Consider the following 26822-nt stretch of genomic DNA (forward strand, 5'->3'; position numbering starts at 1 on the left):
GACAAGATGCCGGGGAAGGGGGATGCAGCTTAAGCTATGAACAGAAACGACAGCATTGCAGATCATGCAGATAAGGATACGAAACAGACGATTCTTGAAGCGACCGTGGATTTGATCCGGGCATATGGGTTCAGCTGTGCCACAATGCGTAATATAGCCGCCAAAGCAGAGACGAATCTGGCCCTTGTCAACTATCATTACGGCTCTAAGGAAAAGCTGCTGGCAGATGCGGTAAGGGTGCTGCTCTCTACCTTTGATGACGCCTTTAAAGTGCTGGAGGACGACACAGTGCCGCCAAGGGAGCGGCTCAAGGAATTTTTCATCCGTTATATAGAAGAGCTCAAGCGTTATCCCGGGATGGCGAGACAAATGCTTGAGCAGAGACATCATATTATGAGTTCCCTGGATGAATACTCCCGTTACTGCAAAATGATGCGGCTTGAAAAGATTTTGCAGGCTATTCAGGAAATCACCGGTGAGCAGGATAAAAACAAGCTGATGATGATGCAGCTTCAGATATATGGTGCAGTGGTTGTTCCTGAGATCATGCTGTCCAGCCTGCCTGCGGACAAAGCGGATTTCATGCCGGTCTTCAACCCTCCGCCCATTGAGGAGCAGATTGACGGGTTGTTCGAACGTTATTTTCATCAATACTAATAGAGAAATGAGTGGAGAAAAGAATGTCAAACACAACAAATGCGAAAGGCGCTCCTGCAGAGCAGCCCTTCTCACTGAAAGCTATACTGCCGCCGCTGCTGGCAATTATCGTTGGGATGATTATGGTTATCCTCGACGGTACAGTAGTCAATGTAGCCGTACCTAAGCTGGTGGAGTATTTCAACACTGACCTCAAAACTGTGCAGTGGGCCATTACCGGATATACACTTGCCCTGGCTGCTGTAATCCCGCTCGCCGGCTATATGACGGACCGTTTCGGATCGAAGCAGGTATTCGTTGCAACGGTTGCCATGTTCGTACTGGGCTCCATGCTGTGCTCGATCGCGCAAACTTCAAGCCAGCTGGTACTCTTCCGAGTCATTCAAGGTCTGGGCGGCGGGATGGTTGCCCCCATCGGGATGGCGATGGTCTTCAGACTGGCTCCGCCGGAGCGCAGAGGGTCGATCATGGGTCTGCTGGGTATTCCAATGCTGCTGGCTCCTGCACTCGGACCGGTTTTGTCCGGCTGGCTGGTGGAATATGTGAGCTGGCACTGGATTTTCCTGATCAATTTACCAATCGGAATCGTAGGAATCACGCTGGGCATTAAATATCTGCCGAAGACAGAAACGAAAGGAAGAGCCCATCTCGATATTCTGGGTATTATCCTGGCTCCGGTAGCCTTCTCCATGCTTGCCTACGGTGTGAATCAGGGCGGCGGTGAAAGCTGGTCCTCAACGGGTGCCATTGTAGGGTTGTCTGTGGGCGGTGTGGCGCTGGTGTTGTTTATCATTGTAGAGCTGCTTCACAAGCATCCTCTGCTGGAGCTTCGCGTATTCCGTTCATCTGACTTCACCCGGGGGATTATTCTAAGCTGGGTAACCCAGGCTGCATTGTTCGGCTCCATGTTGTTCGTGCCGCTGTATCTGCAGCAGATCCGTAATTATACACCGCTGGAAACCGGTCTGATCCTGCTGCCGCAGGCGCTGGCTTCCGGGATCGGCATGCCGCTGGGCGGCCGCCTGTTTGACAAAATCGGTGCGCGTCCATTGGTATTTGTCGGCCTGAGCATTATTTCAACCGCACTCTTTATGCTTTCGAATGTGACTGTGGATACTGGACTGCCGTTTATTATGTCCTGTCTGGCGATGATGGGGCTTGGCATGGGTCTCTCCATGATGCCGGTCAACACCCATGTGCTGAACTCGGCGCCGCGTGAATGGGTGAACCGGGTTACACCGCTCACCGCTGCTGCCCAGCAGGTTGTGGTGTCCTTTGCAGTGGCAGGAATGACCGGTTACCTGACCAGTCAAATAGCAGTTCATATGGGAAAAATGGCCGCTGGCGCGAATCCGCTCTCTGCCATGGTTCTTGGATTCAATGATGTGTTCTTCTTCTCGGCCTGTATCGCTGTAGCAGGTGTGGTCATCAGCCTGATTCTGCGCAAGCCTAAAGTGTCTGCTGTTCCGGCTTCCCCGGACGCTCAGACCGCTGATCCCGCGATGATGATGGGACATTAATCTTAAGCGAATGTTGTAAGAATGAAGAACGTCCCTTGCTGTCGGTTGGCAGGAAGGGACGTTCTTTTTGTGCTATATAATGCACTTTTATGCCCATGTTAAGGACTCATACTGAAACGAATGGGAAGCTCAAAATGGCAAATGAGACATTGCGTATCATTTGCCATTTTTGCGCCCTTCTTTGTCGAGAAACAACAGCTCGTAGTATTTTTTGGGCCGCCCTTTGCTGTTGTCCCGTTTTTCAAATACCGTTTGTGCATATTTATTTTCTTCAATCTTGTTAAGGATACGGTTTGCACCTCTGACGGTCATGGACAGGCACTCTGCAACATCCTCAGAGGATAATTTATTGGTTCTCATGATTTCTGCATAGGACATGATTTTCTGTAAATTGATGTTGTTTATTCCGATCCTTTTGGCTAATGCGATGATTTCCGGGTCACCCTGTTCTGAGAACTGTATGACATGCATGCTCCGCATGGGGCCGATAACCTTCTGATTCTCGTCTATAAAAAAGCTGCAGCTGCCCGTATAGGCTTCAGCCTGCCGGTGGGCTTTGGTGGCATTTACGTTAGCTTGAAAATACTCGTGCCCCGAACCCCAACCGATTTTCACCTTGCCCTGTATGCGTTCTTCCAGATACTCCAGCAGGGTGCAATTATTCGCGTTAGAGGTGATCCTCATGAAATTGCCGTAGGTGGTGTACAGTCTGACATAGCCATCCGAAATTTGGGCCGTGTCTGCCAGATTCATATCGTGCAGAAACCTGCCGACAAGGACTTTCAGCTCTTGAAGCTGCTCTGTAGATGGCGGCTGCTCCGACTGGGCCGATAAGCATGCGACCACTGCCCTCTGGTTCTTTAGCTTGAGGATGGTAATCTCATTGATGATTTCGCTGATCGTCTCTTTGACGTTCTCCAAGGTGGGGCGGATTAAGATATATCTGACACCGTGCTTTTGGAGTTCAGGAACGAAGTGGCCGAACGCTGTAATGGACAGATCTATTTTCTTGTCTTCCCACAGCGTGATATGGTTCTCCAGCATGGTCTCCACCCGCTCCAGCAGATCTCCGCTGTCTACGGGCTTTCCTTCGTGAGTCAGATACTGCTGGAATTCACTGAAAGAATCGATAACATACGCATAATCCACATAGATCCTCGATATATCAAGCCCGGGTTCTGTAACCAGCAGCCGGAAAAGCTCCCTGTACAGCAGGTTCTCATCATCGTGCAAAATGTGAACAGGCACCTTGTCATCCAGGCATTCCTTATCGATTGACTCGTAAAGCATCCTGCCGCTGATCACAAATCCATCCACCGAATCCAGGTTTTTGAGATAGATGTCTGTAGTTTCCCGGAAGTTGCTGATGGTAAGGAAGCGGAACTGGCATAAGGGCCGCATTTCTTCTTCAATGGCGCGGAAATAATCCATATGGGTCTCTGGCGTGATAATACCCAGGTTGATTTTCATAATAGATTCCTTTCATTAACAGTCCAATCAAAAGAGTTATATCACAATAAATGTGATATTACAATGTTCCGGCAGCCTCCGAAATAATGTTCTTAAAATGTCTAATAATCTCTTGACAGCGAATAAAAATACCAGTACGATAAAAGTGTTCTTAAAAAGTCTTAAAATACAAAGGGGGAATGTTCACTCTGTTCTAACATTCATTTAATTTGTGTTTTGGGAGATGTTCATTTGTGATTGAAAAAGCTGGAGACTTTTTGAGTATGGCCCATCAGCTGCAGGACAAAATGGTCATGTACAGGCATCATCTTCATGCGGTTCCGGAACTTGATTTAAGTTTGCCCAGGACAACGGCCTACGTAAAAGAGGTGTTGGAGTCGATGGGGCTTAAGCCCGCTCCCGTAGGAGAATCAGGTCTAATGGTTACGATCGGCGGTCAACATGCCGGGAAGGTGATTCTTGTTCGTGCAGATATGGACGGGCTGCCCATTCAAGAGGAAACGGAGCTGTCTTACGCATCGTTGAATGGAAACATGCACGCCTGTGGGCATGACATGCATACTTCCATGCTGCTCGGAGCTGCGGAGATCCTGAAGGCGAGCGAAGGGCAGCTTCGCGGGACGGTTAAGCTTATGTTTCAGCCGGGTGAAGAGACTCTGCACGGGGCAAAGATGATGCTGGAGAATGGGATTCTCGACAATCCTAAAGTGGATGCAGCCATGATGCTCCATGTGTTGACCGGAATGCCGCTTCCTATCGGACAATTTGTTGTGCCTGAGGAAGGTGGAGCGATCTCTGCTTCTTCGGATTGGTTCGAAATCATCATCCGCGGAAGGGGCTCACATGGAGCGATGCCCGAGGCCGCAGTGGACCCCTTAAATGTGGCTGCTCATCTACATCTGGCACTGCAGGGTATCCTCAGCCGGGAAATTTCGCCGATTGATAATGCAGTGCTTACCATCGGCGTGATGGAAGGTGGAACTACGAACAACGTGATTCCCGATACGGCCAGATTGAAAGGAAGCGTGCGCACATTTAACGCCGCTTTGCGGGATAAAGTGGAAACCCGTATCCGCGAAATTAGCGCAGGGATCGGAGATACTTTTCAGGCCAAGGTGGAAGTGATCTATACGAGGGGTTGTCCTGAAGTGAAAACGGATGGCGGACTTAATGAGCAAATGAGGGCTTCGATTGGAAATACCTTTGGCGACGGCTCCTATATTGGTATAACTGAGCTGGTACCCGGCGGCAAATTAATGGGATCAGAAGACTTCGCCTTTGTCTCACAGGCGGTGCCAAGTACCACAGTGTTTCTTAACGCAGGCAATGCCGAAGAAGGTTATAGTTACCCTGTACACCATCCTAAGACGATGTTCTCGGATGAGGTGCTTCATAGAGGGGCTGCGGCTTTCGCAGCTTTTGCCAGAGATTGGCTTGAAAGTAACAGATAAGCTCTAAACCAAACTTAGGAGGAATTACAATGACAGAGAGACGTATGATTGGACCCACCAAATTTGAAGAGTACTCGGAGAAATACAAGGAATTCCTGTTAATGACCCGTCGTGACGGAATCATTGAAGTGCGTCTTCACACGGGCGGAGGTCCGTACAAGCACAATTGGGAAGCTCATACCGCCTGGTCTCATGCCTGGTCAGATATTGGCCGTGACCCTGAGAACGAAGTCATGATTATTTCGGGAACTGGGGATAAATGGGTGATTGGCGACCCTGAGGTCTGGAATACGAAATTTATGGATTGGCCGAAGCAAAAGAAGCTCGAACAGTATCATGAATCACTGAGACTGCTTGAAAATCTGATCTTCTGCATTGACATCCCGACTATCGGGGCGGTCAACGGTCCGGGAACGCACTGTGAGCTTGCAACACTCTGTGATATTACCATTTGTACGGAAGACGCGGACTTTTTCGATCCGCATTATCTGGGAGGCACGCCTCCAGGAGATGGTATGCTGCTCACACTGCAGAACATGATCGGTTTCAAAAAAGCAGCCTATTATGCATACACCGGCAAGAATATCAATGGTCAGACCGCCTTGGACCTGGGTATCGTCAGTGAAGTCCTGCCCCGTGAGCAGCTCCTTCCACGCGCATGGGAGCTTGCGGAGATGATCATGCAGGCACCGCGTTCAACGAGACATCTGTCTCACTCCATCATCTCCCGTCCATGGAAGCAGGCCCTGGTCGCCGATCAAGGGTTCCAACTGGCCCACCAAATGTACGACATGGCCATTGATGAAGAAGGAGCACTGGAGCGGCTGAAGAAAATGCAGGGACGCCTGATGGGCAAAGATGTTCAATAGAAAGATGATAGGACCTACACGGTTCGAAGAGTACTCTGAGAAGTACAAGGACTTATTCCTCATGACCCGCCACGACGGCATCCTCGAAGTGCGTATGCACACTAACGGGGGACCTTTACAATTCGACTGGCCGGTCCAAGCCGCATATGGTCATGTATGGTCAGATATTGGCCGTGATCCTGAGAATGAGGTCATGATCCTTACAGGGACAGGAGAGCTGTGGCAGATAGGCAATCCTGAAGTCTGGACCACCAAATTCATGGATTGGCCGAATCGCCGGAAGCTGGAGATGTATCATGAATCGCTCAGAATGATTGAAAATATGGTTCATTGCCTGGACATCCCCACGATTGGGGCGATCAATGGGACAGGCGCACACTGGCAGCTGGGAACGCTTTGTGACATTACCATTTGCGCGGAAGACACCGCGTTCTTCGATGCCCATTATCTGGGCGGTGTTCCGCCTGGAGACGGAATCGTTCTGGCCCTTCAAAAGATACTGGGGAGCAAAAAAGCGGCATACTACGCATACACGGGCTTGAACATTACTGCCCAAGAGGCACTGGACCTCGGTCTGATCAGTGAGGTACTGCCTCGTGAACAGCTTCTTCCACGGGCATGGGGGCTGGCAGAGATGATCATGCAGGCACCCCGCTCTACAAGACATCTTACGCATTCGATTGTATCGCACCCTTGGAAACAAGCTTTTGCAGAGAATCAAGGTCTTCAGCTTACTCACCAATTGGTTGACATGGCGATTGATGAAGAGGGGATTCATGAGCGGCTGATGAAGCTCAAGGAACGTTTTCAGAGGAATGGGCGATAAGCCTGGTCAAACCGCAGGATGAAGATCTTAAGCCAAAGACAACTGAGAAGGGATAAGGGTGCTATGAGATCGTTGACTGAGCTATATAAGATTGGCAGTGGACCGTCCAGCTCCCATACCATGGGGCCGGAGAAGGCGGCCAGAATCTTCAAAGCAGAAAATGAAGACGCAGACCAGTTCAAGGCACTGATCTATGGTTCCCTTGCCAAAACAGGCAAAGGCCATATGACGGACAAGGCCATTATTCGCGCATTGTCACCCGCTTCAGCGGAGGTTGAATTTGTTCCGCAGCCAGATTTTGTTCTGCCCCATCCCAATACGATGGACTTGTTCGCTTACCAAGACGGTCAGCAAACCAATTCCATGCGTGCTGTCAGTATCGGCGGCGGGGATATCGTAATTGAGGGGCGGGAGGAGACGCATGGGCCTGATGTTTACCCGGAGAACAGCTTTGCAGAGATCAGTGCCTTTTGTAAAGCGAATCATATCCGGCTAAGCGATTATGTCGAGCAGCGTGAAGGCAATCAGATCTGGGAATTCCTCCAAGGAATCTGGGAAGCGATGAAGCGGTCGATCGACGAAGGGCTGTCCGTCACAGGTATTCTGGAAGGCGGTCTTCATGTCGAACGCAAGGCGAAATATCTCTATCATCAGCGGGATATGGATGAGAGCCCGGAGACGCGTGAGAATCGGATCGTTAGCGCGTACGCTTTTGCCGTCAACGAACAGAATGCGGCCGCCGGCACAGTCGTAACTGCTCCAACCTGCGGGGCCAGCGGTGTTGTGCCCGCCTCGCTCCGTTATATGCAGGAGAAGCTGCAGGTCCCGGACGAACGGATTCTCCGGGCGCTGGCCGTCGGCGGGCTCATTGGCAATCTGGTCAAGCAGAACGCCTCCATCAGCGGCGCTCAATGCGGCTGCCAGGCGGAGGTTGGCACGGCTTGCTCTATGGCAGCGGCTGCACTGGCTGAACTGTCTGGTATGGAGATCGACCAGATTGAGTATGCGGCGGAGGTTGCTATGGAGCACCACTTGGGTTTAACCTGTGATCCGATTAACGGACTTGTTCAGATCCCTTGCATTGAGCGGAATGCTGTGGGTGCGATGCGGGCGATCAATGCGCTGAGCCTGGCTAAATTCTTGTCTGGTACCCGTAAGATATCTTTTGATCTGGTTGTACAGACCATGTATGAGACAGGCCAGGATATGAACAGTAGTTACCGCGAAACTTCAGAAGGCGGGCTCGCTAAACTTTACAAAATAGACAGTTAAGCTCAGCTGTGAGGTCCACTAAGGGAGTACCGTTGTAAAAATGAAGAACGTCCCTTGCTGCCGGTTGGCAGGAAGGGACGTTTTTTTTGTGCTATATATAAGGAGGCTGGTGTGGTACTAAGCTACAGATTCGCCCGCCGTTTCTTCAGCATCCTTGCCGGAGGAACAAAATGCAGCTTACCCAGCAGCTCCGAGGCAACGATGCCCAGCAGAACCAGCGCTGCGCCTGTGTAGCCTTGGAGGGAGAGCTTCTCATGCACGAACCAGTAGCCGAAGAAGGCAGCGAAGACAGGCTCCAGGGCGAAGATCAGGCCGGTGCGGGTCGGTGAGGTGTGCTTCTGGGCCACGGGCTGGAGGATGAAGCCGCAGGCGCTGCAGAAGATGCCGAGGGCGAGAACAGCAATCCAGCCGGGCAGGGTGGCCGGCAGCGAAGGTGTCTCGAAGACGGCCGACAGAATCAGGGCATAGCCTCCGGCGAAGCCGAGCTGCAGAATGCCGATGTTCAGCGAGTCGCCGGTCTTGACCGCCCGGGCTGTGACCAGGATCTGCACCGCATAGAACACGGCAGACAAGATACAGAGAAGGTCGCCGGGACGGACCTGCAGTGAGCCGTTCAGCGTAAGCAACCCGATGCCGCTGATGGCGAGAATAGCGCCGAAGAGCTGCGGGGGCGCGACTCTTTTTTTGAAGACCAGAACCTCCAGCATGGGGACGAACACCACGGTTAGCGCTACGAGGAAGCCGGCATTCGAGGTCGTGGTCGTCTTTAGCCCGAAGGTGATGCAGGTGAAGACTCCGAGCAGGAGGAAACCCAGCAATGCCCCATATTTCACTGTCCGGGCATCTACTGTTCTAAGGCGCTTGTGAAACAAAACCGCTGCCAGGATAAAAGCAAGCCCAAAGCGCAGCGCAATGAGGTTGAACTCTCCGAGCGACCCCAGACCCATCTTCATGAACAGGTAAGAAGAGCCCCAGAACATAGTTACTACAAAAAGCATCAGCTCAGCCTTAAGCGGCTTCATTCCTTCATCATCCTTCATCATTCCAAGTTGCAAGCCACTATAGTATAATATGCTCGAATACATAAGTTAACTGAATGTTTATCATAGAATACATGAGTAAAACTCATGTAATTTCAGGAGGTGCACAGCAGTTTGAGCATCAGCAAATACGAGGTGTTTCTCAAGGTGGTGGAGCTGGGAAGCCTGACCCGGGCCGCAGAGGTGCTGGGCTTCACCCAATCCGGCATCAGCCATACGATCAGCAGTCTGGAATCGGAGTTTGGCTTCACTCTGCTGCTGAGAAACCGCTCGGGAGTCAGGCTGACAGTCAACGGTGAGCAGGTGGTTCAGCCCATCCGGGAGATCATGAAATGGAATGAGCAGCTGAAGCAGCAGGTCGCAGATATCCATGGCCTGGAGACAGGAACGATTACCATCGGTACCTTCACCAGCGTTTCGGTTCACTGGCTGCCGGGAATGATTAAGCAGTTCCGTGAAGAATATCCGTATATCGAATTCAAGCTGATGGAAGGCGGTTACCTGGAAATTGAGCAGTGGATCGAGGCTGGAGTGGTGGATTTCGGGTTTATCTCTTTGCCCACAAGGGAGAACTTCGAGGTGTTTCCGCTGAAGCAGGACCGGATGCTGGCCATCCTCTCCAAGGAGCATCCCCTGAGCAAGGCCCCCTATATGCCGCTTGCGCAAATCGCCCATGAGGATTTCATTATCCCGAAGGCAGGTTCGGATTACGATGTCAGAAGGGTGCTGGAAAAGGCAGCGATCAAGCCGAATATCAAATTCTCGGCCGGGGATGATTATGCCATTATCGCCATGGTGGAAAACGGGCTTGGCATCAGTATTCTGCCGGAACTGGTCATCCAGCGCCAGAACCATAACGTCGCCATGCTGGAGCTTGAAGAACGCAGCTTCCGTTCACTGGGCATTGCCGTGCATTCCATGAGACATGCTTCACCGGCGGCCAAAAGGTTCCTGGGGCATGTCCAGTCCTGGTTCAAATAGGGATTGACGGCAACCCGTCTTCGTGAGAGAATGTACGCGTGTACATTATGCTGTATTTGATAAGAGCGCAGGTCCCCATAACGATTTAGAAAGGATGATTGCTATCGCAAGCCGCAAAGAAGTTGCCGAGCTTGCCGGAGTTTCCGAAGCGACAGTCTCCCGTGTGCTGAACAATGTCGGTCCGCTCAAGGAAAAGACGAAGGAGAAGGTTCTTGCAGCCGCCAGGGAGCTGGGATATACGCCCAGCTCGCTTGCCCGCAGCTTTGCCCGCAGGCGCAGCGGCAACCTGGGCGTCATCATGCCCTATCTGCCCAAAGCCCGGTTGTTCTCCGCATATTATTTCTCCGAGATTCTGAGCGGAATCGGCAGCCGGGCCAGGGAAGAAGGGTATGATCTGCTGATGATCTTCCGCGATGCCGATGAGCCGCTGGATTACTGCGGGCTCTTCCGTATGCGCAAGGTGGATGCCTGCATTGTGCTGGGCGCTAAGGAAGAGGCCGGAGAGCTTGCCGCGCTGCGGCAGCTGAAGCAGGAAGGGCATCCCTACTGTCTCATCAACCAGCATTTTGCGGGTGAGGGATTCCATGAGGTGGATGCCGATCATGTGGAAGGCTGCCAGCTTGCGGTGAAGCATCTGCTGCAGCAGGGCTTCACCAGAATTGCTTTCCTGAATGGGCCGCTGGCCTATTCCAACAGCCGGGACCGGCTGGAAGGATATATGCGGGCATTTCAGGAGGCAGGCATTCCGGCAGACCCTTCGCTTTTGTTCGAAGGGAATTTCAGCCGCAGAAGCGGAATTGCGGCTGCACAGGCTATTGCCCCACAGCTGGAGCGCATTGAGGCTGTGGCGGCAGCCAATGACCGGATGGCCATTGGCCTGCAGCAAGGCCTCCGGGAGCTGGGCATCCCCGCAGAGTGGATGCCGGCGATCGTCGGCTATGACGATTCGGATGCCGCAGAGCTTACAACACCCGCCCTTAGCAGCGTGCGGGTACCCTTTTATCAGCTGGGGGAAATTGCTGCAGCCAAAGTGCTGGAACTGCCGGAGAGCGGAAGCAGGGATACGGAGCAGGAGACTATCCATGTGAAGCTTCCCGCCAAGCTTATTGTGCGTGCTTCATCATTAAGATTAGGAGGGATTCAATGAAACAGCTGCGCATCGGAATGATTGGATACAAGTTCATGGGCAAGGCGCACAGCAATGCTTACCGGAGTCTGCCGATGTTTTTCCCGAAGGCGTTGAAGCCGGAGATGGCGGTGCTATGCGGCCGGAATGCCGTTGATCTGCAGGAGGCCGCAGCCCGGCTGGGCTGGTCGGATACCGTAACCGATTGGAGAGAACTGGTTGGCCGCGACGATATTGATCTAATTGATATCAACGCGCCCAGTGATGCGCATAAGGAGATTGCACTGGCCGCGGCGAAGGCCGGAAAGCATATTTTTTGCGAGAAGCCCCTGGCCCTGACACTTGCGGATTCCCGTGAAATGCTGGAGGCTGCAGAGGAAGCCGGGGTTATGCATATGGTTGGCTTCAACTACCGTTTCTCTCCGGCGGTTCGCCTGGCCAAGCGGCTGGTGGAGAGCGGACGGCTGGGACAAATCTATCATTTCCGGGCCTGGTTTCTGCAGGACTGGATTCTGGATCCCGAATTTCCGCTGGTATGGAGGCTGCAGAAGGAGATTGCCGGTTCCGGTTCTCACGGCGACCTCGGGGCGCATCTGATTGACCTCGCCCATTTTCTGGTCGGCGACATGAAAGAGGTCATCGGTATGAGTGAAACCTTCATCAAGGAGCGACCTTTGGCTGCCGAGATGACGGGCCTCAGTGCCAAGGCGAGTGCCGGTGCTCCAAGAGGACCGGTGACCGTAGATGATGCCACGCTGTTCCTGGCGCGGTTTGCAAACGGTGCCATCGGCAGTTTTGAGGCTACGCGTTTTGCTGCCGGCCACCGCTCGACCAATTCCTTTGAGATCAATGGCAGTCTTGGGAGTGTGAAATTTGATTTCGAACGGATGAATGAGCTTGAGGTCTATCTGACCTCTGACGAGGAGGATGTGCAGGGCTTCCGGCGGGTACTCGCCACAGATCCGGCCCATGATTATGCCGAAGCCTGGTGGCCGCCGGGACATACAATCGGTTTTGAGCATACCTTCATTCATGAATTTCTGGAGCTGGCATCGGCTGCCGCAGAAGGCCGCCAGCCGGTGCCGAATTTTCACGATGGCGTGAAATGCCAGGCGGTGCTGGAAGCCGTGGAACGGTCAGTGCAGGAGCGGCGCTGGGTTGAACTGTCTGAAATGTAATGGACTATATGCAATGATTCGGGAGAAGGAGTGATAATAATGAAAAAAGCATTAATCGTATGGGGCGGCTGGGATGGACATGAACCGGAGCAGGTTGCCGGAGTGTTCGCCGGACTTTTGCGGGAAGCACAGTTCGATGTCGAGGTTGCCAATACGCTGGAAGCCTTCGCTGACGGCGAAAAGCTGCTGGGCCTGGATCTGATTGTGCCGGTCTGGACGATGGGGGAAATCTCACAGGAGCTGGTCAACAATGTGTCGGCAGCAGTTCAGAATGGAACCGGACTCGCGGGCTGCCATGGCGGGATGTGTGATTCGTTCCGCACGAATGTGGACTGGCAGTTCATGACTGGCGGGCAATGGGTTGCCCATCCCGGCAATGACGGTGTGCAGTATAAGGTAGAAATCTGCCAAAGCTCCAGCCCGCTGACCAAAGGCATTGAAGATTTTGATGTCACCTCTGAGCAATATTATCTGCATATCGACCCGGCTGTGGAGGTGCTTGCCACCACACGGTTCCCGGTGATCCAAGGGCCACACGCCACGAACAAGGCAGTGGATATGCCTGTGGTCTGGACCAAACGCTGGGGTCAGGGGCGGGTCTATTACAACTCGCTGGGTCACCACGCTGACATCGTGGAGCTGCCGCCTGTGAAGGAACTGATGCGGCGGGGGCTGCTCTGGGCGGCAGAGGGCAAGCAGGAGGCTGCGGCGAACCCGAAGCAAATGGCGGGGGCCTACAGCGGCATGGCGGACAGCCAATTATAAGGCGGGAGCGATCAGGAGATGAAAAAAGTCAAGGTGGGCGTCATCGGCTGCGGCAAGATCAGCAGCATCTATATGGAGAATTGTCAAAAGTTTGCGATTCTGGACCTTTCCGCGTGCGCGGACATGGACCCGGCGCGGGCGGCAGAGCAGGCAGCCGCTTACGGAATCCCAAACGTCTACACCGTAGAACAGCTGCTCGCAGACCCGGAAATTGAGATCGTAATCAATTTAACCATTCCGGCTGCGCATGCCGAGATTAGTCTGCGGGCACTGGAGGCCGGCAAGCATGTCTATGTTGAGAAACCGCTGGCGGTTACCAGAGAGGAAGGACGCAAGGTGCTGGAAGCAGCCAGAGCCAATGGACTGCTGGTTGGCAGCGCCCCGGAAACCTTTCTGGGTGCCGGAATCCAGACTGCGCTGAAGATGATTGAGGATGGCGTGATCGGCAAGCCGGTGGCGGCGACATCGTTCATGATGAGCAGAGGGCATGAGTTTTGGCATCCTGACCCGGAATTCTATTATGCCGCAGGCGGGGGGCCAATGTTCGATATGGGGCCTTATTATTTGACCGCACTCGTTCAGCTCCTTGGCCCCATCCGCACGGTAGCAGGCATAACCGGTAAAGCGTTGGCAGAACGGACAATTACGAGTGAGAAAAAAGCAGGCAAAAAAATTCCGGTGGACATCCCGACCCATGTTGCCGGGACGCTGCAATTCAGCAGCGGCGCAATCGCAACGCTGATCATGAGCTTCGATGTGTTCGGCGGCAGCGATCTGCCGCCGATTGAGATCTACGGTACGGAAGGATCACTTCAAGTGCCCGATCCCAACACCTTCGGCGGTACTGTTAAATACCGCCGAATGGGAGAAAGTGAATGGCGCGAACAGCCGCTCCTGCCCGGCTACGACCAGAATACGCGGGGGATCGGTCCCGCGGATATGGCTTACGCCATCCGTACCGGCCGTCCACACCGGGCCAGCGGAGAGCTGGCCTACCATGTGCTGGAGGCCATGTGGGCTTTTCATGATTCCTCCGACTCGAAGCATTTCTACGAAATGGAGAGCAGCTGCGGGCGTCCGTCTCCGCTTCCTCCGGGGCTTGCGCCGTATACACTCGACTAACATGAGCGGACCTTTTAGAAACTTAATTTCAGTATGAGTGATTTGTAAGGATTCGAAATTCTGCAGTAATAGCACAGCACCGCTCACACTACCGTGAACGGTGCTGTTTTGATAGTCTGGGAAATCAACGGATCTCCTGTCCGCATCAATAGCTGGTGGGTGAGAACGAAACCTGTAAGCATCAGCAGAGGAGCAGAAGGAGGTGAGCAAAATTTCCGGTCTCGCGCTCAACTCGATTTGACCTATTCGTCAGGCGGGCGATAGAATGTGCGCCCCAAGTCTCCCGGATAGGCGAATATCTTGCACGTTGTACAACAATGTTCACGCCCAGCCCCCAAAACGGGCGAACATCTTGCCTATTGTACCAACAATCCGCACTTTGTAAGCTCCAGCTTTACATGTTTTTTTTCAACCCAAAGTATACTTTTGTTCCAGGCTCCGGCCCAAGCTATCAGGGATCAGGGGAACGTTTTTTGGCGGATAGATATCCTTTGGCTGGAGCAGCATTTACATTTTTCTCGCGACGGAGGGAGTTAGTCCCTTGTACTGTTTGTAGAGCTTGGTGAAGTAATTGGGATTGTCACAGCCGACTTTGCCGGCAATTTCAGTGATGGTCAAATCCGTCTCCAACAGCAGCCGCTCGGCTTCATTGACCCGGTAGAGGTTTACGTAATCAATGAAGGTGCGTCCGGTCAGCTTTTTGAAGGTTTTGCAGAAGTGATAGGGATTCAGATTCACGAATCTGGCAGCGCTTTCGATGGTGATTTTCTCATCCAGATGCTGTTCCAGATATTCCAGCAGCGGTTTGAAGCGTTCGCGGTTGACCGAGTAGCGTTCGCGGTGATGCCTGTCAGACATCCGCTGAGGCGGAAAGGTCCGCGAGAGCAGAGTGAAGAACAGATGAAGCTGGTTTTTGACAACCAATTGAAAAGCAGGGCTTTTGTCCCGGACTTCTTGGATAAGCGATTCAAGCAAAGGGTAATAGGTGCTGCATACCGGGTTCTGCTCTACAGGCTTAACCGGAAACCGGTAGAGATTATTCAAGTAGGGTGCCACAAACTGTTCGTGTTGGGAATCCTGATAACGGTCCTTGAACAGGGACGCATGAAACACAATGGACACGAATGCGATATCGCCGTTGATCAAGCTGTATCCGACATGAAGCCCGCCGGAAGGTACAATGATTACGTCACCGGGTCCGGCTTCATAGGGTCTGCTGTCCACATGAAAAATCGCTCTGCCCTTCTGCATCACAATAATTTCGAAATGCTCATGCCAATGCAAAAAAAGAATGTTCTGCTCCGCTTTGGCGTCCCGGCACTGATTGAAAAACAAGCGGAACGGATAGGTCTTCTCTTCAAGCTGAGGATACTCCTTCAGCTCCTTCGGATAAGTCACGGCCACTTCAACTCCCGCAATATTCAGCTATTTTTACACAAGATAAGAAGAGATTTCGCAGCAAATGAGCTATATACTTGCATTGCTGAACTAACTATAAACCAATATTGGAGTGGTAGACAAGATGCATGATTCCCTTAGAATCGGAACACTGGTCGGAGCACCGGATGCAGTGCGGGTAATCCCGCAGATCGTGAAGCATGGTTTTGAATCCTTCAGTCTCACGTTCTGGCAGACCACAGGAGCAACGGATTTGGCGGAGACCGCAGCACGGGTGCGGGAGCTGGCTGCTGAACATGATTTCATCATTTCGTCGGTTGGCATTTTTGGCAACCCGTTGACCGGCACTGGCGATAATGCAGATGCACTTGCAAGCTGGGAACGGCTCATCGACCATGCCCATTTATTCGGTACCGATATGGTATCCGGGTTCACAGGAAGACTGACCGGACAGTCCATCGACGAGTCTATTCCGAAGTTTGCGGAAGTATTTGGAGAGCTGTCCAAGCGGGCGGCCGACAAGGGACTCCGGATTGCTTTTGAAAATTGTTCAATGGGCGGGGATTGGCAGACAGGAGATTGGAATATCGCCCACAATCCGGCAGCCTGGGAGAAAATGTTCAACGCTGTTCCGGCGGACAACATCGGACTGGAATGGGAGCCATGTCATCAGATGGTGGCGCTGATTGATCCGATTCCGCAGCTGCGTAAATGGACAGACAAAATCTTTCACGTGCATGGCAAGGACGCAACGATTGCCTGGGATATTGTCAGGGAATACGGCATTCATGGTCCACAACCCTATGTCTGGCACCGGACACCTGGCTTTGGCGACACGAACTGGACAGATGTGATTAGCATTCTGCGGCAGGCCGGTTACAAGGGTACCATCGACATTGAAGGCTGGCATGATCCCGTCTACCGGGACGAATTGGAAATGACCGGTCAAGTCCATGCGCTGAATTATTTGAAGCATTGCCGGGGAGGCAGCTTCATTCCTAATCCAATCTAATGGAAGAAAAGAAAGAGGTGAATCTCCGATGACAGCACAATATCGTGTAGCCGTCGCCGGCTGCGGAGGCATGGCTAACGAGTGGATCAGCTATGCTGTGAGGCGGCCGGATGTCCGTATTGTCGCGCTGGTGGATATCCGGCTTGATGCGGCAGCGGCCATGGCCGGCAAGCATGGCTTAACCTGTCCGGTCTTTACCGATATTGGAGAGGCGATCGAACAGACGGGAGCGAATCTAGTCTTTGATGTGACCATACCGGCCAGCCATTATAGGGTTGCCAGCACAGCACTTACACATCAATGCGATGTGTTCAGCGAGAAGCCGCTGGCGGAGACCATGGAGCACTGTAATGCTATAGTTGCTTTAGCGGAGCGCACCGGAAAGAGCCATGCGGTTATGCAGAACAGGCGGTATGACCCCCGTATCCGCTCTCTGCGCCGCCTGATTGAAGCCGGAGAGATTGGAAGAATCGGCTACATCGGGGCGGGCTTTTTTCTGGCGCCGCATTTTGGCGGCTTCCGTGATGCGATGGAAAGCCCGCTGCTGCTCGATATGGCCATCCATACCTTTGACCAGGCCCGATTCATCAGCGGCGCGGACCCGGTAACGGTATATTGCCAGGAGTTCAATCCTCCCGGGTCCTGGTATGCGGGGAATGCCTCGGCAGTCTGCATTTTTGAAATGTCGGACGGCTCCGTCTTCTGCTACCAGGGCTCATGGTGTGCAGAAGGGGCTCCAACCTCATGGGAAGCCACCTGGCGGATTCAGGGTGACAAAGGAACTGCGATATGGGATGGTGAGGGGATGCCGTATGCTGAAAAGGTAACGGATCGTAGCCCGGACGGCGAATTCATCCGTGACCACGACCGTGTTGAAGGTGAAGCGGCAGACCTGAAAGAAACCTTCCATTACGGGTGTCTGGAGGAAATGTTCCAGGCGCTGGCTGAACGCCGCCCTGCAGAAACCGATTGCCGGGACAACCGTTACAGCATGGCTATGGTTTTTGGAGCGCTGGAGAGTGCCCGGACGGGAAGAAAGGTAGAGCTTGCCGGCTTTATGACCAGCGGCGAAGTGGGTATTTTGGGTAAATAGGCTGGAGCCGCTGGGTAGGCGGAGAAGCAACCGATAGAGAGTAGAGGCGCTTTGGGCAGGAGTGAATTCCTTCTGTTCAAAGCGTTTTTTTGCCGGCATTCAATTACACTTTATACAATAGATGATCTTTAAATCAGCGAAAAAGTGGAATCTGTTGCACTTTGTACAGCAGAATCGGGCGAAAAAGGCGCTTTTGACTCCAAATCACGAAATCTACTGCACGAAATGCAGCAGAATGTGATTCGCCGCAGAACTCTCAGCTTTCCATTGTACAAAGTGCAGTCACCCACCGGTTAACCGTAATTCACTCTTTATACTTTCCCGGAGTAACTCCCTCATACTTTTTTAGTTTACTGTATGCGTTTACATGTAGAGGATAGTGTATTGGTAATTTCCGCCTGCAGTGCAGCTATGGTTTCACACTCAAACAATTTTTCCACCGGCTCAGCACCAGACAAAATGAAATAAACACATATAAGGGTGAAATGTTTCTGAAGCGGCTTATGGGAAAAGAGGATGTGATTGCTACACTCCCTATCCTGGCGGCGTATCCATTCTTGCAGAAGTATTTTGTTAAGGGTGTAATGGTTGGAGCGCTCAAAGGTTAAACTTGCTGATGACTCCACTACAATCCAATATATTTATTCGGTGAGATTCCCTCTATTTTCTTAAAGTACCTGCTGAAATAAAACATGTCGCCAAAACCAACTAATCTTGCAGTATCGGTTACGGAGCAGCCGTTTTCCAGAAATTCTTTTGCGCGGGCGATCCGGTATTTGATAATAAACTCAAAGGGAGTTTCTCCGGTGGTTTCCTTGAAAATATGCCCCAGATGGGAGCGGCTGATATGTATACTGTCGGCCAGTTCATCTAGGGTTAACTTTCGGGTATAGTTTGCTGCAATATAGTTGATTACTTTCTCCACTTTATGAATGGCGCTGTAATTTATGGTGTTATGTTCCATGTATTTAGAAATAAGAAGCAGAATTTCCATGAAGTCGGCGCGGCATCTGAACGTCCGGTTCTCGTGCCCCGATGACCAGTGCCGCATGAACTCTTCAAATAATTCGGTCAAACGGCGGAACAGATACCGGTCCTGAATATGGGTATGCGCCGGAAAAGGAAGCGCAACATCAAGATTAACCCAACTGCCGTTCTCCATAACAGGGCAGGCATATTGAAAATCAACGGTATAGCATTTCACAAGACAGTTTGGATTCGTATCGCCCCTTCTCATGTCGCCGGGTTTAAAATAAACAAGATCTCCGCTTACGGCTGTAAACTCAGCATCATTACAAAGGAGATTGGCTTCACCATCAAATACCAGCATCAGATTATGATGATGAAAAACAGCATGAGGAATTTTCCAGGAAGGGGTAGAGTACCGTTTGATCGCCAGGTGAAAATGTGGAACCATGGAGTTTAAAATATCGGTAGTCTTCAAGCCGTCACCACCAAATAATCGGTATATATTACAAACCGAATCATATCATGCATGCCTTATACATTCAACATATGCTAACATAAAATCGTAGAATACTTCATAAAGGAGTTGCGATGATGAAGCCCTATTTTGATGAACAGGAAAGTATTTATTCGAAGTTGTATGACCGTACAGATGAGATTCTTGAAACCGTTGCCAATGCGTACATTGGAAGGAATCCTGCGCTTCCTTTTGAGTTCCGGAGTTTTTCGCGGGAAGGTTTTCTTAAGAAGAATAATGGAAGATATGACATGAATTTAGAGGAGAAGCTGCCAGAAGCCAAACTGGGCCAGTATGCTTATGTCTTTGGTCTGCTCTGGAGCAACCATGACGGGTGGACGGACTTTGGAGTGAGCTGCTATGGTCCAACTGCTGTTTATTTGAACCGGGAATTTCTGTATAAATCCGATATTCATGAAGAAGCAAATCCTAAGGTAAATAAAGGCATTCGTGCCAAGCTGCAAAAGGGCTGGAATTCTGTATGCATTAAGTTTGTGAAGACAGGATCAGGTTTTGGCGGGATTTTTGGTACGCAGCACACCAAATGGAATCCCATGGAGTTTATGTCTCCCTTCCAGGAAAGAAAGGGACAGGCCGGCTGGATCTATTCTGACGCAATGGACGCGGACTGTTTCAGCGAAGAGCATATTCCGGAATATACTGCTCTGGAAGAGCAATCCGGCATGGTCTGGCACCCCGGGCTTTCCTGGGATAAAGAACAAATGAAGTTGAATCCGTGCACGCGGATTTTCGGCAATACGCCCCACAAGGTGGCCTACCTCTGGTCGGAGCTTAGCCATTCCAGCGCTGGCTCAAAGGTGTGCAGCCTGAAGGGGAGTTCCACAGGGAAGCTGAGGGTGTGGCTTGATGGCAGCGAGGTGTTTTCAGGAGCGCTGAAGACATCGGATATGGCGGAATTCAAGCTGGAGCCGGGGAAGCATGAGGTGCTGGTGGAGCTGTGTTCCTCGGACAACGGATGGGAGTACGGCTTTGACTTCATCATCGATGGGGAAAACGTTGCGTTATCGATTCCGAGGGGGGTAAAGGGGAGCCGTGAACCATGGCTGTATCTGGGGCCTTTTGACAAACAGCTGGAGGAATCCGCCGATAGCATTTGTTCCCTGTACCGTTTGTTTGAACAGGGGGATAGTCAATACTTCTGGAGGGTGGACCGGCCGGATACATGGGTAAGACCTTACTTAGACAATGCTCTGTTCGCCAAATGGAATTATCCCCTGGGGGTTACGCTTTACGGGCTGCTGCAGACCGGAAGATTTTTACAGAAGCAGGGAATCCTCGATTATGCGGTGAACCATATTACAGAATGCACCAGGATCTATAAATATGCGAAATGGGATGCGGAGCAGTACGGCTATCCCTCGGTAAACAATCAGCTGGTGGAAATGGATATGCTGGATGACTGCGGTTCATTCGGCTCCGCTGTGCTCGAAGCGTACAGCGACTCGCAGGATCCTCATACTCCTTACCTGGTTGAACAGATCGCGAATCATATGGAATATAAACAGGAACGGCTTGAAGACGGAGCCTTCTTCCGCATCTGCCTGAACAGCTTCCAGGAAAATACGCTATGGGCTGACGACCTGTATATGAGCACCCCGTTCTTAATCCGCTATTACCGGCTGACGGGGGAAGCCAAATATCTGGATGACGCAGCAAGACAATTTAACCGGTTTAAGAAGTATCTGTTTATTCCTGAATTCAAGATCATGTCCCATGTGTACGACTTTAAGCACAACAAGCCTACCAATGTCCCATGGGGCCGGGGCAACGGCTGGGTGTTCTTCTCCCTGTCGGAGTTGCTGGAGGTTATGCCGGAAACACACGTGGAGCGGGAAGAACTGCTGAAATTCTACAATGAGCTTGCCGAAGGGTATATGGCTTTGCAGGGAACCAGCGGGCTGTGGCATCAGGTGTTGACTCATCCGGATTCCTACGAGGAAACCTCCTGCACCAGTATGTTTGTTTACGGTTTATCCAGAGGAGTCCGCCATGGCTGGATTAGGGAGGACATGAAGTCCAAAGCGGTAAAGGCGGTGAGCAGGGGCTGGGAAGCCCTGACGAAATATGGCATTGACCGGTTCGGGAATGTACACGGGGTATGCCGGGGTTCCGGGTATTCCTTCACACCTGAATATTATAAGGTTGAGCTGAACGCGTTGACGAATGATACCCATGGTATTGGGATTGTGCTGCTGGCGGGCATCGAAACAGGAAAATTGTTGAAGTGGCTGAAGCAAAAGAATTAATTAAGGTAATGCTTCTCCTCCATCTGATTGCCCATTTATAGTTCAACTCTCACAAAGCTGAGATTTCGCGGTAGCCTGACCGTAACTCTGACTTGGAAATTGAATTATGAAACGCTGTACAGGAGTCCTGGCTCCGTCTCAGCCGCTCCGATACGAGCGGCATCGAGAATTTGGGCGGCTGGCTGAAGACCGTCGTCTCGCGGGTATGCCTTGACATGCTGCGCTCGCGCAAATCAAGGCGCGAGGAGCCTTTCACACCGCATGTGTCCGAGCTGGTCTCAAGCGGCGGGGACGTCAGCGACCCCGAGTGTGAGGCGCTGCTGGCCGACTCCGTCGGCCTCGCCATGCTCGTCGTGCTCGGCAGCTTGAATCCGGCCGAACAGATCGCATTCGTTCTGCATGACGTTTTCGCGCTGCCTTTTGAGGAAATCGCCCCGATCGTGGGGCGTTCCAAGGAAGCAGCCAGGCAGTTGGCCCGCCGCGCCCGCCGCCGGGTACATGGCTTTGACACGGCCCGGCACGCCGATCTGGCGCGGCAGCGGGAGCTGGTCGACGCCTTCCTTGCGGCGACGCGCGCAGGCAACTTCGACGCGCTGCTCAAGGTGCTCGACCCGGATGTCGTGCTCCGGGACGACCGGAGAGCCGCAAGCGGCGCAGCACAAGAGATACACGGCGTACAGGCCGTTTCCGGGCAAGTGGTCGCCGGCGGTGCCCGGGCTGCTCGCCCGATTCTCATCGACGGAGATGTCGGCATCGTCGTCGCTCCGCGAGGCGAGCTGCAGTTTGTGATCAAGGTCGCGATTACGGACGGCAAGATCGCCGGGTTCCATATCATCTCCGACAAGGAGCGTATCCGAGAGATGGATTTGGCCGCTCTGAGCGCCGGCGACTAGCCGTTCCTCGGCGCTGCGGCATAAGCAGACTATTGCGGTGGGGGAGGGAGGGGAACATTGAATTTGTTAACGGGTAGATTGATAATTCGGAGTTTTGAATACGCGTTTGGTCTGCAGTACATGAATACTCATCTAATAGAGCAGTAATGAAAAAATATGCCTACAGGGGTTTATAACGAAGAGAAAGTCAAAGAATTTTATTAAAAAACGTTGGTGACGAAGCGAAAAGCCATATTAAAATATGGGTTTTACTTAAAGCTGTAGACTAGCAGCGGCGTTATTTTGCAGAAGCTGTACCGGAGGATAAGTTTGGACTATTATAATGTCAGTCATTACTGACAGACATTATTGCATATCCTACAGAAAGGGAGCTGATCATGCGCCCAACTAAGCAAGGGAGTGCGGAGAAATTGCTACATGCTGCGATCGATCTGATCTCGGAAAAAGGTTACAACGGCGTCACGACGCAGGAAATCGCCACAGCCGCCGAATTAAGCGAAAAAACGCTGTTTCGACATTTCGGAAGCAAGCAAAAACTACTTGAATCCGCGCTTGAACGTTTTCAGTATGCCGAAGAAATACAAATACTCTTTAGCGAGAAGCTTGTTTGGGAGTTAGAAAGTGATCTGATATCCATAAGCAAAAAATATCATGAGATCATGAACCGTGACCGAAAGCTGATACAGATAGCCTTAAAGGATGAAGTTCATATTCCGGGCTTTAAAGAAAGTCGATTGCAACATCCTCGCCAACTGTTGACATTATTGACAGAATACTTTAACAAGATGAACGAAAAAGGGAAAGTAGCTAGTTCAAACCCAACCATGCAGGCATTCACGTTCATGATGGCGCAATATGGTGCGTTCATTAACGATTTGGAAGCCGGCAACAACTATCCTGGTATCAGTCTCGATCAGTTCATACAAGAGAACGTGAAGATCTTCGTCAGGTCTCTAACTCTTCCTAAAACACAATGTGAAAAGGAGCTGCAAAAGAAATGATGAACGAGGATGTTTCCGTTTTTATCGACAACCTTAGTCAACCATGGCAAATCGAGGTTAGCAACCGACTGCGACAGATGGTACATCAAGTAATTCCCGAAGCCGAAGAACGCATTCAATACAAAAAGCCCCATTTCCTGAAACACGGACATTATGCGGCTGTTATTTCACCATCGAAAGATGCCATTGCATTCATGATCATGAATGCATCCGGCCTAACGTTTCCGAATGGTTTTGAAGGGCCTGATGAGAGGAAATGGCTAAAAATCCGCAAAGAGGATACACCCGATTACGATTTACTTGCCAATCTGCTGGTTCAGGCTTCCAGCACACTGTAGCATTGACGACTACCTTACTAGCCAGAAGCAAGCGAATCAGCCATTCTTGGGATGGGATTTTTCCTATATTGTGGAAACCGGGCGAATGAATAGCGACTTATGCTGAGTCGAAGCTGGATATAGGGACCGCCGTGCGCGGAGCGCGGGAGAATCATTTTGAAGTCGTGAAGCAGTCTGAGCAGTTTCTTCATCAACGATTCTACGATGTCGATTTCGAAGTCGATAAATACAGAGAAGAGCTATACAGCATTGATCTGCATATTGATCGGCAGGGTTACTTTGAGGTGAACACAGCACCGTCTTATTAGTTTATAAAAACCCCTCGCATAAAATGATACTTTTACGCGAGGGGTTTGAAGTCGGGTTTAAGCTTTAGCCGCCCATATTTCAATTTCTATTTTAATTTCCGGTAATCCTAATTCTGAAATATAGCCAACCGTCATCGCCGGGTAATCACTACCGAATAAGTGCCCCCATTTTTCATACAGATAACTCCAATCTATTTTTTGGGTAGCCCAGATATTTACTTTAATAATATGCTCTGATGTTAACTCTTCAGAATGTAACACGGTTTGGATATTGTCAAAAGTATTCTTGATTTGTTAGTTCATGCTGTCGGGAATGTTACCATTTTGATCCACCCCAATTTGACCAGAAGTAACATACAGCTCAGAATTTCTTGGGATTTTGGTAATATGAGTGTAGCTACCTACTGGACCATACATTCCTTCAGGGTTTTTTTAGTAATTTTGGAATTCTCCATTTTAAAGTACCTCCGCGAGATAAGAATGTTCCGCCGTTTTGACAATTCATTTTGGACACACTTCACCCGTAATAATGAATTCTAGAAAAAAACAGCAGTAGAGTATCCATATCCAAAAGATATAAACGTTAAAGATCTTTTCTTCATGGAATGAACACTCCTTTCTTAATGAATGCGAAGAGGATGATTTTAAAAGATTATAAAATATTTTATATAAAAAAACGGCTGCTCCTCGCCGTTTTTTTATTTTTAATTTCAAAAGTATAATCGCTTTTTTCATCATTACCATTTAGTTTCTGTGCTTTAAACGATATTGATAGAATTAAAGCTGATTTTGAGATTAAAATGATAAAAAATATACTATTATTAAAATGTAACGAGAAGAAAAATGTTGAAAATGAACAATTTTTTTGTCCATTCAAACCATTTGTATTATATAGGAGGGAGTTATTTGTCTACCCAAATTACATTAGCTGCTACTTTCTTAATCTGTTCTTATTTCATTATTTGCTCTTTGCTTAACGCTACTTGGTTTGAAAAATTAATTAATTTTCAATCCAAGAGATATGCTTTTTATACAAGTGAGAATTACATGTATATGAACGACGAACAATACTAACAATACAATAATGGAATTAAAAATGACTGTCATTTTTCCAAAGAGGATTGTATTCTAATATTTTTTCTATAATTCAGTGGTGTCAATCCTATTTCGTTACGAAAAACATATGAAAAATAACTCGCACTTTGAAATCCGCATCTTATAGCAATTTCGCTAACGGATCTATTTGTTTCCGTCAGCATCTCACAGCTCTTTTGAATGCGGTAACGCACTAGATACGAGTTAGGAGTTTTTCCGGTATATTCATCAAATAATTCGCAACATTTGCTTCGGCAGATAGACCCAGCGGCAGCAATTTCATCAAGCGTTATTTTTGAAGCATAATGATGATGAATGAACCCAGTCATATTCCTAAGGATAATCCATGACTGGTTTTCGTTAACTTGCCCAGGAACATGCTGTATATGATCACTGATATTCGCACAAAGCTTTGCAGCCAAAGAAAGAAGTCGCAGCGCGTTATGCGAAGTGCTGTTCATTTCCTTATAAATTTGTTCTAACGCTAGTAGGATGTCTTTTTCCCAATCACTTTGCTGCGTAATTAAAATGTAGTCTTCAGTATTAGAACCGAAGTTCTCTTCAAAGTATGTTTTGCCCAAATATCTGCTTTCTCCAAACAGTGCGGGGTGTATTGCAATGACTAAAAATGAACAATTGACTTTCTTAGAAGAAAAACCATAGTGAAGGCGTCTGCTATTGATAAAAAAGCCGTTCCCTTTTTCAATATTTACTATTTCGCCATTCACAAAGTATTCCATTTCACCTTCCAGCACTAAAATAAATTCAAGGTCAGGATGCCAGTGACACGCAGCAGCGTATTTATCAAATTGATTTAGCAATCCTTTTCGCACGTAAAGTGGGAAATCAGGAAGATTGTAATTTAATTCTTCCGATAAGTCGGAGAATACTTCCAGCTTTGCATTCATAGTTGCATCTCCTTAAATAATATACGATTTTAATAAAATTATATCTAATCTGTATAGATATAACAACAGTATAATAATACAATTTTGATAATTTCAAGAAAGATAAGGGGAGAAAGATATGACTATGAGAGAGCGAATTGCTTCTGGAAAGTTGTTTACTGATTACTGTGAAGGACTGCCAGAAGACAGAATGCAGGCAAAAAAGAGAATGCTTGCCTACAACTCAACAGGGCCGGATTTTTTAAATAGGCGGGTTCAGCTTATGGCTGAAATATTTGGAAAAGAAACAAACGCATGGATTGAACCACCTTTCTATTTTTGTTATGGAACCAACATTGAAATCGGTGAAGGGTCTTACATTAATTTCAATTGTAATTTTGTTGACGATACTAAAATTATCATTGGAAAAAACGTGATGTTCGGACCCGCCGTAACCATTGCTACTGTGGGACATCCGCTTCATCCAGATTATCGAGGATACATGTACGCAGATCCTGTGCAAATCCATGACAATTGTTGGATCGGTACAAATGTCACTATCTGTCCTGGGGTCACTATCGGTGAAAATACTGTTATTGGTGCCGGGAGTGTAGTGACCAAAGATATTCCGGCAAACTCCTTAGCCGTTGGTAATCCATGCAAAGTAATGCGAATGATTGATGAACATGACCGAAAATATTATTACAAAGACAGAGAAATTACAAAAGAAGATCTGGATGAAGAAGCAAGCTTAAGATAAACATTAGCAG

Annotated in this window: 24 protein-coding genes and 2 pseudogenes; 20 read left to right on the plus strand and 6 right to left on the minus strand. The window is 49.9% G+C overall.

What is annotated here, in order from left to right:
* The first annotated feature begins 36 nt into the window (after window positions 1–36).
* Complete coding sequence (locus PRIO_RS15910; protein ID WP_020431619.1) at window positions 37–657, plus strand: TetR/AcrR family transcriptional regulator; 621 nt, start codon at window positions 37–39, stop codon at window positions 655–657.
* Window positions 658–680: 23 nt separating this feature from the next.
* A complete protein-coding gene (locus tag PRIO_RS15915) occupies window positions 681–2177 on the plus strand; it encodes a DHA2 family efflux MFS transporter permease subunit (protein WP_020431621.1) in 1497 nt (498 codons plus the stop codon).
* Window positions 2178–2333: 156 nt separating this feature from the next.
* On the opposite strand, the gene PRIO_RS15920 is transcribed toward PRIO_RS15915, so the two are convergent.
* Window positions 2334–3647 (minus strand): hypothetical protein, encoded by a 1314-nt coding sequence (locus PRIO_RS15920; RefSeq protein ID WP_020431623.1) that lies wholly within the window; start codon window positions 3645–3647, stop codon window positions 2334–2336.
* Between the two features lie 233 nt (window positions 3648–3880).
* Between PRIO_RS15920 and PRIO_RS15925 the strand changes: the two genes are divergently transcribed.
* From PRIO_RS15925 to PRIO_RS15940, 4 genes are all read left to right on the plus strand, one after another.
* Window positions 3881–5098 (plus strand): M20 metallopeptidase family protein, encoded by a 1218-nt coding sequence (locus PRIO_RS15925; protein ID WP_197545425.1) that lies wholly within the window; start codon window positions 3881–3883, stop codon window positions 5096–5098.
* A gap of 29 nt (window positions 5099–5127) precedes the next feature.
* The gene (locus PRIO_RS15930; protein ID WP_020431625.1) at window positions 5128–5967 is read left to right on the plus strand and encodes an enoyl-CoA hydratase/isomerase family protein; all 840 of its coding nucleotides are present in this window, start codon (window positions 5128–5130) and stop codon (window positions 5965–5967) included.
* Window positions 5957–6793, plus strand: a complete 837-nt coding sequence (locus PRIO_RS15935) for an enoyl-CoA hydratase/isomerase family protein (RefSeq protein ID WP_020431627.1) — start codon at window positions 5957–5959, stop codon at window positions 6791–6793. The genes PRIO_RS15930 and PRIO_RS15935 overlap by 11 nt, the downstream gene beginning before the upstream one ends.
* Window positions 6794–6856: 63 nt before the next feature.
* The gene (locus PRIO_RS15940; protein WP_020431628.1) at window positions 6857–8065 is read left to right on the plus strand and encodes an L-serine ammonia-lyase, iron-sulfur-dependent, subunit alpha; all 1209 of its coding nucleotides are present in this window, start codon (window positions 6857–6859) and stop codon (window positions 8063–8065) included.
* 122 nt (window positions 8066–8187) lie between these two features.
* On the opposite strand, the gene PRIO_RS15945 is transcribed toward PRIO_RS15940, so the two are convergent.
* Window positions 8188–9087 carry a DMT family transporter gene (locus PRIO_RS15945; RefSeq protein WP_020431629.1) on the minus strand — a complete coding sequence of 300 codons (900 nt, stop codon included), beginning with the start codon at window positions 9085–9087 and terminating at the stop codon, window positions 8188–8190.
* Window positions 9088–9219: 132 nt separating this feature from the next.
* Between PRIO_RS15945 and PRIO_RS15950 the strand changes: the two genes are divergently transcribed.
* From PRIO_RS15950 to PRIO_RS15970, 5 genes are all read left to right on the plus strand, one after another.
* Window positions 9220–10086, plus strand: a complete 867-nt coding sequence (locus PRIO_RS15950) for a LysR family transcriptional regulator (RefSeq protein ID WP_020431631.1) — start codon at window positions 9220–9222, stop codon at window positions 10084–10086.
* Between the two features lie 94 nt (window positions 10087–10180).
* A complete protein-coding gene (locus PRIO_RS15955; RefSeq protein WP_046503410.1) occupies window positions 10181–11233 on the plus strand; it encodes a LacI family DNA-binding transcriptional regulator in 1053 nt (350 codons plus the stop codon).
* Complete coding sequence (locus tag PRIO_RS15960) at window positions 11230–12390, plus strand: Gfo/Idh/MocA family protein (RefSeq protein WP_046503412.1); 1161 nt, start codon at window positions 11230–11232, stop codon at window positions 12388–12390. Before PRIO_RS15955 ends, PRIO_RS15960 begins: the two co-directional genes overlap by 4 nt.
* A 39-nt stretch (window positions 12391–12429) precedes the next feature.
* Window positions 12430–13155: a ThuA domain-containing protein gene (locus tag PRIO_RS15965; RefSeq protein WP_046503415.1), complete on the plus strand. Its 726-nt coding sequence runs from the start codon at window positions 12430–12432 to the stop codon at window positions 13153–13155.
* Window positions 13156–13173: 18 nt separating this feature from the next.
* On the plus strand, window positions 13174–14277 hold the full coding sequence (locus PRIO_RS15970) for a Gfo/Idh/MocA family protein (protein WP_020431636.1): 1104 nt from the start codon (window positions 13174–13176) through the stop codon (window positions 14275–14277).
* A gap of 507 nt (window positions 14278–14784) precedes the next feature.
* On the opposite strand, the gene PRIO_RS15975 is transcribed toward PRIO_RS15970, so the two are convergent.
* Window positions 14785–15675 (minus strand): AraC family transcriptional regulator, encoded by an 891-nt coding sequence (locus PRIO_RS15975; RefSeq protein WP_020431637.1) that lies wholly within the window; start codon window positions 15673–15675, stop codon window positions 14785–14787.
* Window positions 15676–15799: 124 nt separating this feature from the next.
* Between PRIO_RS15975 and PRIO_RS15980 the strand changes: the two genes are divergently transcribed.
* The 3 genes and pseudogenes from PRIO_RS15980 to PRIO_RS36810 form a co-directional block, all read left to right on the plus strand.
* Window positions 15800–16687 carry a sugar phosphate isomerase/epimerase family protein gene (locus PRIO_RS15980; RefSeq protein ID WP_046503420.1) on the plus strand — a complete coding sequence of 296 codons (888 nt, stop codon included), beginning with the start codon at window positions 15800–15802 and terminating at the stop codon, window positions 16685–16687.
* 28 nt (window positions 16688–16715) lie between these two features.
* Window positions 16716–17780 (plus strand): Gfo/Idh/MocA family protein, encoded by a 1065-nt coding sequence (locus PRIO_RS15985; RefSeq protein WP_020431645.1) that lies wholly within the window; start codon window positions 16716–16718, stop codon window positions 17778–17780.
* A gap of 518 nt (window positions 17781–18298) precedes the next feature.
* Window positions 18299–18388, plus strand: a pseudogene (locus PRIO_RS36810) (carbohydrate ABC transporter permease); the annotation flags it as partial.
* Between the two features lie 17 nt (window positions 18389–18405).
* Here PRIO_RS36810 and PRIO_RS15990 read toward each other — a convergent pair.
* Window positions 18406–19224: a helix-turn-helix transcriptional regulator gene (locus PRIO_RS15990; RefSeq protein WP_052741466.1), complete on the minus strand. Its 819-nt coding sequence runs from the start codon at window positions 19222–19224 to the stop codon at window positions 18406–18408.
* A gap of 113 nt (window positions 19225–19337) precedes the next feature.
* On the opposite strand from PRIO_RS15990, the gene PRIO_RS15995 reads away from it, so the two are divergent.
* The 5 genes from PRIO_RS15995 (at window position 19338) to PRIO_RS34875 (ending at window position 24070) form a co-directional block, all read left to right on the plus strand.
* Window positions 19338–21530, plus strand: coding sequence for a glycoside hydrolase family 88/105 protein (locus PRIO_RS15995; RefSeq protein ID WP_082118109.1), 2193 nt, complete (start codon window positions 19338–19340; stop codon window positions 21528–21530).
* A 170-nt stretch (window positions 21531–21700) separates the two neighbouring features.
* Window positions 21701–22423: a sigma factor-like helix-turn-helix DNA-binding protein gene (locus PRIO_RS16000; protein ID WP_020431659.1), complete on the plus strand. Its 723-nt coding sequence runs from the start codon at window positions 21701–21703 to the stop codon at window positions 22421–22423.
* 377 nt (window positions 22424–22800) lie between these two features.
* Window positions 22801–23424 (plus strand): TetR/AcrR family transcriptional regulator, encoded by a 624-nt coding sequence (locus PRIO_RS16005; RefSeq protein ID WP_046503426.1) that lies wholly within the window; start codon window positions 22801–22803, stop codon window positions 23422–23424.
* Window positions 23424–23762, plus strand: a complete 339-nt coding sequence (locus PRIO_RS16010) for a DUF1801 domain-containing protein (RefSeq protein ID WP_039790612.1) — start codon at window positions 23424–23426, stop codon at window positions 23760–23762. The genes PRIO_RS16005 and PRIO_RS16010 overlap by 1 nt, the downstream gene beginning before the upstream one ends.
* A 131-nt stretch (window positions 23763–23893) precedes the next feature.
* The gene (locus PRIO_RS34875) at window positions 23894–24070 is read left to right on the plus strand and encodes a hypothetical protein (RefSeq protein ID WP_231869912.1); all 177 of its coding nucleotides are present in this window, start codon (window positions 23894–23896) and stop codon (window positions 24068–24070) included.
* Between the two features lie 57 nt (window positions 24071–24127).
* Here PRIO_RS34875 and PRIO_RS34880 read toward each other — a convergent pair.
* Together PRIO_RS34880 and PRIO_RS16015 are read right to left on the minus strand one after the other, a co-directional pair.
* Window positions 24128–24525 (minus strand): annotated as a pseudogene (locus tag PRIO_RS34880) (RidA family protein).
* Window positions 24526–25173: 648 nt separating this feature from the next.
* Window positions 25174–26073, minus strand: coding sequence for an AraC family transcriptional regulator (locus PRIO_RS16015; protein ID WP_046503429.1), 900 nt, complete (start codon window positions 26071–26073; stop codon window positions 25174–25176).
* Between the two features lie 118 nt (window positions 26074–26191).
* Between PRIO_RS16015 and PRIO_RS16020 the strand changes: the two genes are divergently transcribed.
* Entirely contained in the window at window positions 26192–26812 is a 621-nt protein-coding gene (locus tag PRIO_RS16020; protein ID WP_046503431.1) for a DapH/DapD/GlmU-related protein, read from the plus strand.
* Window positions 26813–26822 lie beyond the last annotated feature (10 nt).

The organism is Paenibacillus riograndensis SBR5 (genome assembly GCF_000981585.1).
GTDB lineage: Bacteria > Bacillota > Bacilli > Paenibacillales > Paenibacillaceae > Paenibacillus_AQ > Paenibacillus_AQ riograndensis.

What these genes read in the sequence shown, in the direction of transcription:
- PRIO_RS15910 (WP_020431619.1), top strand. Translation starts at nt 37, where the DNA reads ATGAACAGAAACGACAGCATTGCAGATCATGCAGATAAGGATACGAAA.
- PRIO_RS15915 (WP_020431621.1), top strand. Translation starts at nt 681, where the DNA reads ATGTCAAACACAACAAATGCGAAAGGCGCTCCTGCAGAGCAGCCCTTC.
- PRIO_RS15920 (WP_020431623.1), bottom strand. Translation starts at nt 3,647, where the DNA reads ATGAAAATCAACCTGGGTATTATCACGCCAGAGACCCATATGGATTAT.
- PRIO_RS15930 (WP_020431625.1), top strand. Translation starts at nt 5,128, where the DNA reads ATGACAGAGAGACGTATGATTGGACCCACCAAATTTGAAGAGTACTCG.
- PRIO_RS15935 (WP_020431627.1), top strand. Translation starts at nt 5,957, where the DNA reads ATGTTCAATAGAAAGATGATAGGACCTACACGGTTCGAAGAGTACTCT.
- PRIO_RS15940 (WP_020431628.1), top strand. Translation starts at nt 6,857, where the DNA reads ATGAGATCGTTGACTGAGCTATATAAGATTGGCAGTGGACCGTCCAGC.
- PRIO_RS15945 (WP_020431629.1), bottom strand. Translation starts at nt 9,087, where the DNA reads ATGAAGCCGCTTAAGGCTGAGCTGATGCTTTTTGTAGTAACTATGTTC.
- PRIO_RS15955 (WP_046503410.1), top strand. Translation starts at nt 10,181, where the DNA reads ATGATTGCTATCGCAAGCCGCAAAGAAGTTGCCGAGCTTGCCGGAGTT.
- PRIO_RS15960 (WP_046503412.1), top strand. Translation starts at nt 11,230, where the DNA reads ATGAAACAGCTGCGCATCGGAATGATTGGATACAAGTTCATGGGCAAG.
- PRIO_RS15965 (WP_046503415.1), top strand. Translation starts at nt 12,430, where the DNA reads ATGAAAAAAGCATTAATCGTATGGGGCGGCTGGGATGGACATGAACCG.
- PRIO_RS15970 (WP_020431636.1), top strand. Translation starts at nt 13,174, where the DNA reads ATGAAAAAAGTCAAGGTGGGCGTCATCGGCTGCGGCAAGATCAGCAGC.
- PRIO_RS15980 (WP_046503420.1), top strand. Translation starts at nt 15,800, where the DNA reads ATGCATGATTCCCTTAGAATCGGAACACTGGTCGGAGCACCGGATGCA.
- PRIO_RS15985 (WP_020431645.1), top strand. Translation starts at nt 16,716, where the DNA reads ATGACAGCACAATATCGTGTAGCCGTCGCCGGCTGCGGAGGCATGGCT.
- PRIO_RS15995 (WP_082118109.1), top strand. Translation starts at nt 19,338, where the DNA reads ATGATGAAGCCCTATTTTGATGAACAGGAAAGTATTTATTCGAAGTTG.
- PRIO_RS16005 (WP_046503426.1), top strand. Translation starts at nt 22,801, where the DNA reads ATGCGCCCAACTAAGCAAGGGAGTGCGGAGAAATTGCTACATGCTGCG.
- PRIO_RS16010 (WP_039790612.1), top strand. Translation starts at nt 23,424, where the DNA reads ATGAACGAGGATGTTTCCGTTTTTATCGACAACCTTAGTCAACCATGG.
- PRIO_RS16015 (WP_046503429.1), bottom strand. Translation starts at nt 26,073, where the DNA reads ATGAATGCAAAGCTGGAAGTATTCTCCGACTTATCGGAAGAATTAAAT.
- PRIO_RS16020 (WP_046503431.1), top strand. Translation starts at nt 26,192, where the DNA reads ATGACTATGAGAGAGCGAATTGCTTCTGGAAAGTTGTTTACTGATTAC.